The organism is Vreelandella sulfidaeris, assembly GCF_042429665.1.
Lineage (GTDB): Bacteria > Pseudomonadota > Gammaproteobacteria > Pseudomonadales > Halomonadaceae > Vreelandella.
This window is the reverse complement of record NZ_JBHMAC010000003.1, coordinates 23344-37697: the sequence shown is the minus strand read 5'-3', so window position 1 is coordinate 37697 and position 14354 is coordinate 23344. Positions and strand designations below refer to the sequence as shown.

The window sequence follows — 14354 nt, the reverse complement described above, 5'->3', positions numbered from 1 at the left end:
CGCTAAAAGTCACCTCGGATGACTACTGAACCGAACGGATACGCCAGATGGCGAATGGCAGCCCTGCCGGGTCTAGGCGTAACGATTGCCACTTTCCGTGCCACGTCCAGCGTTTCCCACTGATCAGGTCTTCCCCATGCAAGGCTGCCTCATCAGGCAACTCGAACAGCCCTAAAGGCAGCTCAAACGCGCCTTCCTGGGGCTCGAAGGGATCAAGGTTGATAGCGATAAGGAGGACGTTGTCACGGGTGGGCGTGCTCTTGGCAAATAGCACTATGCGATCGTTGTGTACCGGACAGAACGTAAGCCCCAGGTGAGTATGCAGCGCTGGGTTTTCCCGCCGAATACGGTTGAGTTGGGCGATTTCGTAGACGATGTTGCCGGGGGCGCTATAGTCGCGGGGGCGTATCTCATACTTCTCTGAATTGAGGTACTCCTCTTTGCCGGGTACCGGCTCGCCTTCACAGAGCTCGAACCCTGAGTACATACCCCAAAGGCCTGACCCCATGGTGGCCAGTGCCGCACGAAGCAGAAACCCAGCGCGGCCGGATGACTGCAGGAAGTAAGGGTTGATATCCGGCGTGTTGACGAAAAAGTTGGGTCGGTAACCATCACGCAATGGCGCTTCGTTGAGCTGCGTGAAGTATTCCGTAATCTCGGCCTTGGTGTGACGCCAGGTAAAATAGGTGTAGCTCTGCGTAAAGCCCACCTTGCCCAAGCGCAGCATCATGGCCGGGCGAGTGAAGGCTTCTGCCAGGAAAATGACATCAGGGTCGCGCTGGCGAATGTCAGCAATCAGCCACTCCCAAAAGGGCAGGGGTTTAGTGTGGGGATTATCGACGCGAAAGATCTTGACCCCTTCATCGACCCAGCCTTGGACGATATCACGCAGCTCGTACCACAGCTCAGGAAGGGCCTCGTCGGTGTAGAAGTCGACGTTGACAATGTCCTGATATTTTTTGGGAGGGTTCTCGGCGTAACGGATTGACCCGTCGGGCCGCCAGGAAAACCAGCCTGGGTGCTCCTTCAGCCACGGATGATCCTGCGAGCACTGAATAGCAAAATCCAGCGCAATTTCAAGCCCATGGTCGGCGGCGACCTGCACCAGCTCTCGGAAATCTTCACGAGTGCCGAGCTGCGAATGGATGGCCTCGTGCCCGCCTTCTTCGCTGCCAATGGCGTAAGGGCTGCCTGGATCGTCCGGCCCTGCTTCCAGGGTATTATTAGGCCCTTTGCGATGTGCCCGACCGATGGGATGAATAGGCGGGAAATAGAGCACGTCAAAGCCCATATCGCGGATCATGGGCAGCCGCTGATGAACATCTTTAAACGTACCGTGGCGATGAGGATCGTCGGTTTCCGAGCGAGGAAAAAGCTCATACCAGCTGGCAAAGCGGGCCTTCAGGCGCTCTACCTCCACTGGGTAAGACTCATCGCTGCGGGTCAGGTGAGGGCGTGTATCGGCCTCATGCATCAGCCGGGCGGTGTCGCTGCTCAAGAGTAGAGCGACCCGGTCACTATCGTGGCCAGCTTGCTCAAGCTGCTTGTGAAGGGCCGCTAGTGCTTCATTAAGGGCCCCCTCACTGCGCTCGGCGGCATGCTCAATCAGCTGTCGGCCTTCTTCAAGTTCAAGCGCGATCGGCACGCCTGCCTGGTGTTTCTTCGTTAACTCATAGCAGTAGGTAGAATACGTGTCCCACCAGGCTTCAATGATGAAACTATGGCGTCCCACTCGGTGGGGGATAAAACTCCCTTCCCATATATCCAGGCCCAGGGGTTCCACCTGGCGCATGGTTTCGCGCTGCTGCTGCCCATTGTCATCGTACCAACAGACGGCGGCTGCCAGTACATCGTGGCCGTCGGCAAAGATCGTCGCCTTCACGGTTACCGGCTCATCGACGATCGCCTTGGCCGCGAAACGGCCTTGATCCAGCGAGGGCGAGACGGCTTCAATGGCAATACGCGGGGCCTGAGCGGCCACGAGGCCATGGCTCGACTCCTGTTCTTGCGCCGGGGCGGCCCCTGGCGCTGGAGTGACAGTTGAACTCATCGCATGTTTCTCCTTGCAGCGCGAAAACAGTTGCGCTTATGTCCGCGCCGCCAGTGGTTAGGTAACCGATCTAGGTAACAGGATTGTCGGCTTGCTGCACTAGCTCGAGCAGAGCCAGCGAACGACCTTCCATCTCATGTTCCTCACCAAACGCTCGCTGAAAAGGCTCTTCCTCTACGGCCCGATGAGTATCGAGGCGGCATAGCCAGCCGCTACCGCTCGGGGCTTCGGGTAGTTGGAACGCCACGGCTTCGTGGTGAGCATTAAAAATCAGCAGCAAGGTGACATCGGCGCCGGCACGGCGAATGCCGCTCGGCTGGGCGCGGCCGTCCAATAACAGGCCAAGAGTGCGTGCTTCAGGGTCTTCCCAGCGCTCAACGTCCATTTCATTGCCGTCAGGGGCTAGCCAGGTGACTTCTTTAAGGCCCATTTCCTCGTTGTATTCACCTGACAGGAAGCGTCCCCGGCGTAAAATGGGATAGCGCAGCCGTAGGGCACTTACTCGGCGCACGTACTCGATCATTGAATGGGCGTCACCATCGAGATTCCAATCCAGCCAACTGATCTCATTATCCTGACAGTAGGCGTTATTGTTGCCCTGCTGGGTACGCAATAGCTCGTCACCGGCCACCAACATGGGGGTTCCTTGAGAGAACAGCGTGGTGGCGATGAAGTTGCGAATTTGGCGTAACCGCAGCGCTTGAATCTCGGGGTCATCGCTGGGGCCTTCCTCGCCGTGGTTCCACGACAGATTATCGTCGTGGCCATCCATATTATTCTCGCCATTCTCCTCGTTATGCTTGTCGTTATAGGCGACTAGGTCATGAAGCGTATAGCCGTCGTGGGCGGTGACGAAGTTGACTGATGCAAACGGCCGCCGACCGCGGCGGTTAAAGAAATCCGCTGACCCCATCAGGCGAGTGGCAAGCTCGGGTAGCTGCCCCTCATCTCCTCGCCAAAAAGCCCGCATGGTATCTCGATAGCGGTCATTCCACTCAGCCCACCCCGGGGGGAAGCCGCCGACCTGATAACCGCCCGGGCCACAATCCCAGGGTTCAGCAATGAGCTTCACCTGGCTGAGGATAGGGTCCTGGCGACAGGAGTCGAGAAAGCCGCCACCTTCATCAAAGCCATGGGGTTCGCGACCGAGGATGGTGGCAAGGTCAAAGCGGAAACCGTCGACACGCATTTCTGTCGCCCAGTAGCGCAGTGAGTCGGTGACCATTTGCAATACGCGCTGATGGCTCAGGTTCACCGTATTACCAGTGCCGGTGTCATCGATGTAGTAGCGCGGTTCTTCGGGCATCAACCGGTAATAGGAGGCGTTATCGATGCCCTTGAGAGAGAGGGTAGGGCCTAACTCATTGCCTTCAGCGGTGTGGTTGTAGACCACATCCAGAATCACTTCCAGGTCGGCGGCATGGTAGCGCGCCACCATTTCCTTGAACTCATGAATGCTTTCGCCCGACAGGTAGCGTGAGTGAGGCGCAAAAAAGCCCAGGGTGTTGTAACCCCAGTAATTGCGCAGCCCTTGCTCCAATAGATGCTGGTCGTCAACAAAGGCGTGAATGGGCATTAACTCCACCGATGACACACCGAGCGATTTGATGTAGTCGACGACATCGTTAACCATTAGCCCAGCAAACGTGCCGCGTAGCGCTTCAGGCACCGAGGGGTGGCGCATGGTGTACCCGCGAACATGCGTCTCGTAGACAATGGTCTTGTCCCAGGGAAGCTGTAGCCCGCGCGAGCGCCCCCAGGTAAACGCTGGGTCGACCACGCGACAGCGCGGCATGAACGGTGCGCTGTCGCGCTCATCGAAACTTAGATCACCATCAGGATGACCGATGATGTAGCCGAACAGTGCCTCATCCCAGTCTATTTCGCCGACGATCTGCTTGGCGTAAGGGTCAAGCAGAAGTTTGTTATGATTGAAACGGTGGCCTTCTTCGGGCAAATAAGGCCCATAGACGCGGTAACCGTAGAGTTGGCCAGGTCGGGCATCGGGCAGGTAGCCGTGCCATACTTCGTCGGTATATTCGGGAAGTTCAATGCGTTCCAGCTCGTGCTGGCCGGTGTCATCAAACAGGCATAGCTCGACCTTGGTGGCATGCGCCGAGAACAGCGCAAAATTTACCCCCAGGCCATCCCATGTTGCCCCCAACGGAAACGACCATCCTTCATGCACACGCGAGCGCCGCAATACACTGGGGGATTCATCCGTGGCAACTGACTTGTCACTATCCCGTGTGGCTTGGCTTGTATCCATTGACTTCATCCTTGGGCCGTTCGGTTACGCTACTGTTGGACTACCTTGCTAGTGACGGTCGTCCTACTTGGTGGTTTTCGGTTTGTTCGCTTTTGGTGCTGCTTTCTTGGTGGTCTTGGTCGCTTTCGTCGTTTTGGCGTCGGCTTTATCAGCCGTGCTGGTCTTGCGCGAAGACGAGGCACGCCGGGGTTTCTTGGCAGGCGTTGGCGACGTGTCGCTCTCGCTGTCAGAGGCCAGCGGGTCACTGTCAGAGGCCAGCGGGTCACTGTCAGAGGCCAGCGGGTCACTGTCGCTGCGAGGATGGCTACTTCGGGCTACCGTATGGGACTCTTCAGGCATAGGCTCCATCGTTCCTGACGCGTCATCTGGCGTCGGCGTCTGAGGCGGATGACCACGATCCTGTACCGGCACGTCCTCTATCAGCGCATCTTCAGCAGGTGCATCTTCGTCAAGCACGTCGTCGGCAAGCACGTCATCAGCCGGGGCATCCTCAATGGGCATATCCTCGATAGTCAGGTCCTGATCCGCCAAGGTGTCGTCCCGAAAGGGGACTTCATCTAAGGTGGGGTCACCATCGGCGTCCTCCAGCGGCAAACGGTTTTCCTGAATGCCCATTTCGTCCTCTTCCAGTGGGAGTCCATCCTCTAGAATAGGCGCTTCGTCTAGCGGCTCATTCACGTCTTCCAACTCGGCTTCGTTACCTGCCGCCTGCTCCGCGGCGACTATTTTCAGCGCCCTATCCCAATGGCGTTGCTGCTGCCCTTCGGGACGCCCTTCAGCTTCCCAAATGCTGTAGGCCAGTTGACGTACGCGGTCTTCATCAGTCATGTCAGCTCTCCCGATGTGCGATTTCAAAGTTCTGTTTCGATGTTCTGTTTCGAAGTTCTATTTCGAAGTTCTATTTAGAAGCTCTGTTTCGAAGTTCTGTGTGGATGTTGTTTGCCAACAGATAATGTTGGTGTGCTCTACAAGATTGATGTCATCGCAGGGGATCGCCGCTGCTACTGGCCGTTTCGTTATCGCGCAGAAAAATCCCCACTGGCAGCTCCGCCAGCAGCGTGGCGAGGGGAACGCCAGCGTTGCCAATGCTCACGGTGGTGTTGGTCAGCACCGCCTGCCAGTTACCGCTTTCCGGTTGAAGGTGAGTGTCGCCCCATTGATGCGGCGCAATATGCGGCCGCACCGCGTCATCGAGTAGCTCTGTGGTGAGCCGAGGAACCACCACCAACAGTTGATGACCCTCATAACGTCGGGTAAAGGCCACCACGTGTTGCGATTGGCCGCCGGAGGCCAACAGCGGCTGGTAATCGCCGAGGTCGAATAGCATTGGATAGCGTTGTCGCAGCATCAGCAGGCGATTAACAAGCGCTTGCTTGATCTTTCCATCACGCCAGGTAGGCAGGGTTGCCAACGGCGATAACGCCTCCTGCAAAGCTGCTTGTCGCGCCTCATGATCGACGGGGCGGCGATTGTCGGGGTCGACGAGGCTGTAATCCCAAAACTCATTTCCCTGATAGAGGTCGGGGACACCGGGAACGCATAAACGTAATGCCGTTTGCGCCAGACCATTAAGTGCGCCGGGCAAGTCGAGTAGGTGCGCCGCCGAAGCGATAGAATCACGCAGTGTTGGCGTCGTCAGCACGCCTTCAAGAAAGGCCTGGCAGGCCGACTCGTAGGCCTCATTTGGCCACAGCCAATGGCTGCGCAGTTTGGCTTCGCGCAGCGCCTTTTGCTGCCAGTCAATGAGCCGTTGGGTAAACGTCTGCATCTCGTCGTCATCCAGCGGGTCTAGCGTGGGTGACCAGGCGCCTAATAGAAGTTGGTAAAGGATGAGTTCATCGCCAGGAGAGGGCGCCACACCCTCAGGCAGTGAACGGCGCAACGGCGCCGCCATCCGCCGCCAATGCTCAACGTGAGCGGTAAACAGGGCGGAGCACTCACTAAGCACTGCCAAACGGGCGCGAACATCCTCGCCTCGTTTGTGGTCATGGGTAGCGGTCGTCACCATGGCATGGGGGAAATGGCGAGCGCGCCACCCATTGGCCGAATGGAAGTGACTGATTGAGTGGGAGAAGTTCTCGCCATCGAAACCGACGTCGTTACGCGAAATAAGCGCGGCGCTACGATACCCGGCGGTGTCCTCGACCGCCTTGGCGGCAACCGGCGAGGTAAGCTGCTGGAACCGAGTAATGGCGCGCTGGCGCTGTCGACGTTCCTCGTCATCCGTGCAGTCACGCGGTGCTTCGCCGCCCAGCCAACGCGCCAGTGCCTCTAGAACGAAAGCGTCAGGGGGGCTTAGCGCTTGTCGAGCCCCTTGAATGGCTTGGGCGAAGAAGGGGGCATCTGCCTCGGGGCGGCCACTATCGTCGGCGTAGCTGCGATAGATGGGGAAGTGGACGATGAGCGCCTCAAGGGCGCGGCTAATCGCTGGCAAGGTAATATCCCGGCTCGCCAACTGGGTGCGGGCAACGGCGTGTAGAGCCCGCGCACACGCGTGGAATTCACTGGCCAGCAGAGAGGTAAGTACCTCGCGTCTGGCTAAGCGCACCTCTTCAGGGAAGTCCGCGTGACGACCGCTGACGTCGTGCCATAACTGGCGTAAAGGCTCAGCGCCGGCAGGATCATGCTGGATCCCCGAGACCTCGTTCATGAATTCATAGCCGCTGGTGCCGTCAACGCCCCAGTCGGTATGCAGCGTTTCGCCTTCACCAAGGATTTTTTCTACATAGAGGGCGACACGACGGGGTACCTCATCTGGGCGCTTTGACTCCAATGCATCCAGTCGCCGGCGCAGTTTCAGGCAGTAACCCCCGGGGTCGGCCAGGCCATCGACATGATCGACCCGCAGACCATCGACAACGCCTTGTTCAACCAGCCTCAAGGGAAGCGCATGCACCGCATCAAACACTTCCGGCACTTCAACGCGTACTCCGCCCAGTTCGGTAACATCAAAGAAGCGCCGCCAGTTAATTTCATCAGACGCGGTGCGCCACCATGCCAACCGGTAATGTTGGCGCTCAAGCAAGCGATGCAGTCGAGTGGCCCCGTGGGAGGTTGTGCCATGGAACAGCGCGACAACAGCGTTGAGCGCCTGCTGGGCTGCAGGAGCGTCCATTACCGTCTTTAGCTGGCGACGCGCGTCGTCAGCGGCGTTATAGGCGTCGTCGTTTTGCTGCAAAGTATCAAAAAAGGCCGCCTGCTCATGCAGCACGTTATGCTCGGCAAAGCGCAATATGTCGCCATAATGGCGGGGATCGATAGGGAAGCGGTGTTCGTGATACGACACATGAAAACTGGCGGCGTCCGTGTCGTAGCCCAGCACCAGATCACCTGAATGCAGGACGTCAGCGTACGGAGCGCCCAGAAACGGCATCAGCAGTTTGCCGGTGAGCTGTGGATCGGCGGAGTTCCAATCGATATCAAAGAACCCGGCATAAGGGCTGTCGCTCCCCCAGGTCAATACATTCTGCCACCAGTGGTTTTCCGAGCCGCCTACCGCCAAGTGATTGGGCACGATATCGAGAATTAGCCCCATGCCCTTTGAGCGTAGCCGAGTCACTAACCGTTCTAGCGCTGCCTCGCCGCCTAGTTCCGGGTCGATGCGGGTGGGGTCGACACCATCGTAGCCATGCGAGGAGCCTGCACGCGACACTTGCAGTGGCGAGGCGTAAAAATGACTGATGCCAAGGGAGGCGTAATAGTCTACCCAGCGTTCGGCGTCCGCAAGGGTAAAGCCTCGATGAAACTGCAAGCGTACGGTGGCGCGGATCTCATTCATGTATAGACCTGCCAAATAAGGCGGAGTGGGACGGTTGTTTTTGAGAGGCTACTTTGCGCGCGCGGGCTAACGTGGCAAGTCGCTGATGAACTTCGTCAGAGGTCAACAGTTGATCGGCCTCTGATGTCCAGCGGCGGCGCCAGTTAGGGTGTTCATCTATGGTGTTTGGCAAGTTGGCTTGTTCTTCTAGACCCAGGGCATCCTCGACCGGAAGTAGTACCAACGGTGCGGGCGTAGACCCCAGATGATGAACGCAGGCATTGAGTATCTGTGACGCGGGAATGTCAGCCGCTTCGAGTGTTTCAGTGGTCGGTGCGCTGCCCAGCAATCCCAGCGTGGCGGCCAGTTTGGCCCGCTCCAGGCGGCGAGCTTGGCGTTCACTGTCAGCGGTTTGTGTCTCTTTGAGCAGCCCCAGGCGGCTGCGCCATTCAATATCACGGCCCGTCCACCAGCCAGCGACGGTGGGAAGATCGTGGGTCGAGGAAGTGGCCATGGCGTCGCCAGACCATTCGTTGGCAGCCAGGTAATGCTGCTCCTCATCCTGTTCAAACCACAGCACCTGCATGCCCAATATGCCGCGAGCAGCGAGACGCTCGCGAAAGCCGGGAGCCACGGTGCCCAGGTCTTCACCGATCACGATGCTGCGGTGGCGCCATGATTCCAGGGCAACTAACCGCAACATGTCGTCCAGTGGGTAGCTTAAGTAGCCGCCTTCGGTTGCTGATTTCCCATGGGGGACCAGCCATAACCGTAATAAACCAAGCACATGGTCGATGCGTAGACCGCCCGCATGAGCAAAAGCGCTGCGCAGCATGTCGATAAAACTGCGAAACCCCGAGCGTTTCAGGCCATCAGGAGAGAAGGGCGCCAGGCCCCAGTCCTGGCCTTGGCCATTGAATAGGTCGGGTGGCGCACCGATGGAGACGCCTTCCAGCATGTCTCCCTGACGGCTCCATGTCTGACTGCCGCTTGCATCGACGCCCACCGCCAGGTCGGCGATCAAGCCTATCGCCATGCCACTCTCACGCGTTCTTTGCTGGGCACGCGCCAAGCCATCGGCGGTGATCCACTGTAAAAACGCATGAAAGCCTATTTCATCGGCGCGGATTTGTGCAAAGCGAGCAAGCTCTGGGCTGGCGGGGTCGCGTAGCTCCTCGGGCCACTCTCGCCAGTCGCTGGGGCCGAACTCTCTTTGCAGCGCTTCGAAGCGGCAATGATCCTCAAGCAGTTCGCCACCCTGTTGGCGAAAGGTCTGAAACTGTTGGCGTAAGGCCTCGGCGTCGTCATCGTCGCGGGCCATGAAGTCATCGTAAAGAAAGCGCAGCCATGAAAGCTTGGTTCGCGCGGCTTCCGGCCAATCAATGTAATCGTTGGCTTCGAGGCGGCGCAGTTCTTGCTGCAAGCCGTTACGCGTTTGGGCCTCATTGACATAGTGCTCGCCGAACAGCGTTTCTGCGGCACTATAAAGCACGTTATGGAGCAGCCGGGTAGAGGGGGAATAGGGGCTGTAATTCTCCGGATTGGCGCTGAACATGGCATGTGTGGGGCTGATGGCCAATGCATCCGCGCCTTGCTCAGCGGCGCGGGTCACACACTGCTCAAGCGCCAGGACATCACCTATACCGCCATCACCCGGACGGCGCAACGCGTAAAGTTGCGCTGCCAAGCCCCAAAGGCGTGGCACCGCTTCACCGCAGGCATCGGCGGGTGAAAAACACTTGGCTGGAGCAACGGCCAGGGTGACGTCGCTACCGGCTATACGCAGTTGGTGATAGCCGATTTCGGTAATGCCGGGTAAAACGCCTTGTTTACTGAGATGCCCTTCTACGCTGCCACCTTGCTCTAGCATCACGGTAAAGGCGGTGCCAGCCGCCAGCGAGGTCGGCAACGGTGTCGGCATATCGCCATCAGTGGTGAGCAATGGCGGCCATTCTGCGGGGCTATCCGGTGTGTGCAAGCGCCGTAAACGTTGCAGTCCTTCCTCAATATCGGCGTCACTTTCACTAGGAAAGCCGAGTATCTGCAAAAGGTTGCGCTGGACCTGTTCAGAGAGCTGGCACGGCTCGCCGTCGCTGTTTTCCCATTCCAGCAGCAATCCGGCTGCTTCGGCGAGTTCTTTTAACGACGCTTTCATGCACTTACCTCTTCGTCACCGGGGTTGTGACGCAACCAAGCGGCAGCGGCGCGGGGCGGTAGCTGGCCTTTCTCGGCGGCTATCGCGACGCCTTCGATTGTTTCATGAAGTAGCTGACCGACTCCCAGGCCAGGAGTGGGCGCCGGCTGATCGCCAAGGTTGAGCGCGATGACAAGTTGGCTATCATCATTCATTTGCCAACGAGCCAGCACCGCCTTGTCCGCCAGCACGTCGGCCCGCAATGCCATGGCTCCTTGAAGCCGCGGTACGATGTGCCGATGGCGCAGCGCGAGTAGCGTGCGATATTGCGCCAGGCAGTCCGCATAGGGAGGCGTTTCACGCGCGTCAAAATCGGGAAGGGAGGCCTCGAAGGTCGATTGGGCATTGGGGTCCGGTATGCGCTCCCGCGATGCTTCATCGAGAAACGCGCTGAAGTCGGCAAATTCGGCCCGCCGCCCTTCACGAACCGCTTGGGCGAGTTCTTCCTTATGTTCGGTGAAGAACAGGAAGGGCCGCTTGGACCCCCACTCTTCGCCCATGAACAGCAGCGGCACCATCGGCGAAAGCAGCAGTAGTACCGTCACTGCCGCGAGCGAGTCGGGGTCAGCGAGCAGGCTTAATCGCTCACCCAAGGCACGATTGCCGGTTTGGTCATGGTTTTGAAGAAACGCCACAAAGGCGGTGGGGGGGAGCTGGGCGCTAGGCTCGCCACGAGAACGGCCATGGCGTGATGATTCACCTTGGAAGATGAACCCCTCGCTCAGACAGCGAGCCAGCCGAGGCGTGGCGTTGTCGACAAAATCGCTGTAATAGCCTTCCTGCTCACCGGTCAGCAATACGTGTAGTACGTTATGCCAGTCGTCGTTCCATTGCGCCGTAAACAGCTCAGGCTTGAGTAGGCTGGCCGAATTGGCTTCGTTCTCAAGCACTAGATGAACATGGCGTTGCGGCCCTATCCGGGTGCGGATTGTCTCGGCAAGCTCGACCAGAAAGTCCTGCTCGCTAATCGCATGGACGGCATCAAAGCGAAGCCCATCCAGGCGATACTCCTGCAGCCACATCAACGCGTTGTCGATAAAATAGCGCCGTACCATCGGTTGGCGAAAGTCGATGGAAGCTCCCCACGGGGTAACGATATCTTCGCGAAAGAAGTCGTCCGCATAGGAAGCCAGGTAGTTGCCGTCGGGGCCGAAATGGTTATAGACCACATCAAGAAACACCATGATGCCCAGTGAATGGGCCTCATCGACCAGTGCCTTCAGATCATCAGGGCTGCCGTAGGAGGCTTCCACCGCATAGGTAAGCACCCCGTCGTAGCCCCAGTTACAAGCACCGGGAAATTCCGAGACCGGCATTAATTCAATGGCGGTAATGCCGAGCTCGGCAAGGTAGCGCAGGCGTTGACGAACGCCCTGCAAGCCACCGAGCGTGCCAATATGCAGCTCATAAAGTACCGTTTCGTGCCACGGGCGCCCCTGCCAATCGGTGTGTTGCCACTGATAGCGGTTAGCGTCGATGACCACACTAGGGCCGTCGATATCACCTGCCTGGGCACGCGCGGCGGGGTCAGGCACCAAGGTGCCTGTGTGGTCGCTGTCATCGGCGAATATACGGTAGCGGTAGTGGGCGCCATGGCCGCAGGCTACCTCGGCCGTAACGCAGCCATCGTCTGTCTTGCTCATGGTGACGCTTGGCTTGCCTTCGACCTCTACATCGACACGCTGTGCCCCCGGCGCCCAGAGCGTAAACCGGGTATGCCCATGCTCGTCGACCTGTGCGCCAAAGGTAGGTTGAAACGGTGCTTCCTGAGACCGGCTGCTATCAAACATCGCGTATCGCCTCCTTTTACTGGTGTAGCGTCGCTTTGTCTTCTGCCTGCTCGAGTGCCCGTAAGTAGAGCTTGCTGTAGGGCACGATAGACTGCCGCCAGTGGTAGCGCCCCGTCATGGCGGCACAACGCATGGCGTTGAACAGATCGGTCGACTTATGCACTGCAAACGCACGCTGGATTGCATGCATGTAGCTACCGAACTGCATGTCATCGAACAGAAAGCCGGTTACGCCATCCTCAATCGTGTCGGCTAGACCGCCAGTGCGGTGGGCAATCGGCAGGGAGCCGAAACGTTGGGCATACAGCTGGCTCAAACCGCATGGCTCGAAGCGTGACGGCATGAGCAGAAAATCACTTCCCGCGAACAGGCAGCGAGCTTGGTACTCATCGAAGCCGATGTAGGCCGTTATGGCGCCTGGAAAGCGGGCTGCCAGCTGGCGCAGAGATTCTTCGACGTGGTATTCACCACAGCCCATAAAGACAATCTGGCCGCCTGCGTGAACAATGGCCTTCGCCGCTTCGATGGTCAGGTCCAGGCCCTTTTGATGGACCATTCTGGAAATGACTGCAAATAACGGGCCCTGGCCGGGCGTCAGGCCAAAATAGCGACGTACATAGTCGGCATTGGCCTGCTTGCCGCGCCAATCGTTGGAAGAGAAAGCCTGAACTAAATGGCTATCGGTGCTTGGATCCCATGAGTCGTCAATACCATTGGGGATCCCGCTTAAACACCCATGCTCGGCTTTACAGCGGAGTAAACCATCAAGCCCACAGCCAAATTTCGGCGTGGTGATTTCTTGGGCGTAGGTCGCGCTGACCGTGGTCACCTGGGTGGCATACACGATCCCGGCTTTCATGAAGGATACGTCGCCATAGAATTCAACGCCGTCGATATGAAACGCGTCGCGTGGGATGCCCAGGGGGTCAAGACGTGAGGCGTCAAAAACGCCCTGATACGCCAAGTTGTGAATAGTGAACACACTGGGGATGGTCTTGCCTTCCCATTGCATATAGGCGGGCGCCAAGCCACACGCCCAGTCATTCAGGTGTAAAAGCTGAGGCTGCCAGTCCAGGCCGGCCTTGCCCAACGCGATATCGGCGGCCGCGCGGGATAAGCGCGCAAAGCGGATATCGTTATCATGCCAACCTTCATCCTGGCCGTCGCCATAACCGCTTGAGCCAACACCGTAAGGGGTGCCTTCGCGGTCATACAGCTCATCGCATAGCAATACGTACAGGATTAGCCCGTCGCTACAGGTAATGCGGCCAATATCGCAGGCGGGCATCCCGGCAAACGCGGGCACATGGCCAACGGTCACGATATCGTACTCAGACTGAAGCATTTCCCGATAGGCAGGGATCAATACGCGCACATCATGGTGCGCTGCAAGCGCCCTGGGGAGTGCTGAAGAGACATCACCCAATCCGCCTACTTTAACGAAATCAGTAATTTCTGTGGTGACAAATAAAATGCGTTGGGCATCGTCTGGATCATCACTAGAGCGATCAATAATATCATTATGATGTTCGCTAGTCGGCTGATGTAAAGATTGTTTAGAAACTGTTTGACGCTGCGTAAAGGGAGTTTTGAGCAGACTTAATGTCTTTTTTTCTTTACCTTCTAGCATGGTCTCTTCAGTCATGCTTTCATCAGTAGAAACTTCGCTCAAAGCCACTTCGCCCATGTTCAACCTCCCTGGAATATCATGGTTAATAACATTTAACTAGAGAATTCATGTTAACTACTGACTCTCTGGCTGTGCCTCGGGCTATCCTGCCGCCAGGCCTCGCGTCGGGAGTTTTTGCTAAACGGGTGGCTTTTGTTACGCGAGCTATTTAACTAACCACCAGCATTACAAACTGTAGTTGAAAAATCATAAGGTGGCGAAGAGGGTAGCAGCCATAACCTACATCAACCCTTAGTCTTGGTTGTTTAAAAAAATGACTGTGGTAGTGTTTATAAAATGTTTACAAGGTTGCTAAAGGCTTTCTTATTAAATGCTTATGGTGGTTTTTTAACAAGTGTTAAGAGTAGTGATGTTGTTGCATTTAAAAATAAAATTTATTTTTAAATGCTGTTATTAAAGTTTTTAACTTATGTATATTTTTAGAGGATTTTACTTGTTTATTAAATGCTTTTTAGTTGCAGCGCAGCATTGGCTAAGTAGCGGGAGAGGTGTTGTTTTCCAAGCACCGACAGAGCAGTAAAAGCAATGCTCAGCAGCATGCGTAATACATCATGGATAATACAGGGTAGCGGCCAGGCAAGCTGAGAGGCTTGCCTGGGGACGT

The 14354-nt window shown here is 57.2% G+C and carries 7 protein-coding genes; all 7 read right to left on the bottom strand.

Going from position 1 to position 14354, the window contains the following annotated elements; translation table 11 throughout:
• Positions 1-22: 22 nt before the first annotated feature.
• Positions 23-2050 carry an alpha-1,4-glucan--maltose-1-phosphate maltosyltransferase gene (locus tag ACFFLD_RS01775; RefSeq protein ID WP_386035770.1) on the bottom strand — a complete coding sequence of 676 codons (2028 nt, stop codon included), beginning with the start codon at positions 2048-2050 and terminating at the stop codon, positions 23-25.
• Between the two features lie 70 nt (positions 2051-2120).
• Positions 2121-4319 carry a glycogen debranching protein GlgX gene (glgX, locus tag ACFFLD_RS01770; RefSeq protein ID WP_386035767.1) on the bottom strand — a complete coding sequence of 733 codons (2199 nt, stop codon included), beginning with the start codon at positions 4317-4319 and terminating at the stop codon, positions 2121-2123.
• 63 nt (positions 4320-4382) lie between these two features.
• Complete coding sequence (locus tag ACFFLD_RS01765) at positions 4383-5147, bottom strand: DUF2934 domain-containing protein (RefSeq protein ID WP_386035764.1); 765 nt, start codon at positions 5145-5147, stop codon at positions 4383-4385.
• A gap of 151 nt (positions 5148-5298) precedes the next feature.
• Entirely contained in the window at positions 5299-8097 is a 2799-nt protein-coding gene (gene treY, locus ACFFLD_RS01760; RefSeq protein WP_386035762.1) for a malto-oligosyltrehalose synthase, read from the bottom strand.
• A complete protein-coding gene (gene malQ / locus ACFFLD_RS01755; protein ID WP_386035759.1) occupies positions 8090-10231 on the bottom strand; it encodes a 4-alpha-glucanotransferase in 2142 nt (713 codons plus the stop codon). The genes treY and malQ overlap by 8 nt, the downstream gene beginning before the upstream one ends.
• Entirely contained in the window at positions 10228-12060 is a 1833-nt protein-coding gene (treZ, locus tag ACFFLD_RS01750; protein ID WP_386035756.1) for a malto-oligosyltrehalose trehalohydrolase, read from the bottom strand. Before treZ ends, malQ begins: the two co-directional genes overlap by 4 nt.
• A 16-nt stretch (positions 12061-12076) precedes the next feature.
• Complete coding sequence (gene glgA, locus ACFFLD_RS01745) at positions 12077-13747, bottom strand: glycogen synthase GlgA (RefSeq protein ID WP_386035753.1); 1671 nt, start codon at positions 13745-13747, stop codon at positions 12077-12079.
• Positions 13748-14354: the final 607 nt, after the last annotated feature.

Coding starts and splice junctions, on each gene's coding strand:
- glgA (WP_386035753.1), bottom strand. CDS start 13,747: ATGGGCGAAGTGGCTTTGAGCGAAGTTTCTACTGATGAAAGCATGACT.
- ACFFLD_RS01765 (WP_386035764.1), bottom strand. CDS start 5,147: ATGACTGATGAAGACCGCGTACGTCAACTGGCCTACAGCATTTGGGAA.
- glgX (WP_386035767.1), bottom strand. CDS start 4,319: ATGGATACAAGCCAAGCCACACGGGATAGTGACAAGTCAGTTGCCACG.
- treZ (WP_386035756.1), bottom strand. CDS start 12,060: ATGTTTGATAGCAGCCGGTCTCAGGAAGCACCGTTTCAACCTACCTTT.
- treY (WP_386035762.1), bottom strand. CDS start 8,097: ATGAATGAGATCCGCGCCACCGTACGCTTGCAGTTTCATCGAGGCTTT.
- malQ (WP_386035759.1), bottom strand. CDS start 10,231: ATGAAAGCGTCGTTAAAAGAACTCGCCGAAGCAGCCGGATTGCTGCTG.
- ACFFLD_RS01775 (WP_386035770.1), bottom strand. CDS start 2,050: ATGAGTTCAACTGTCACTCCAGCGCCAGGGGCCGCCCCGGCGCAAGAA.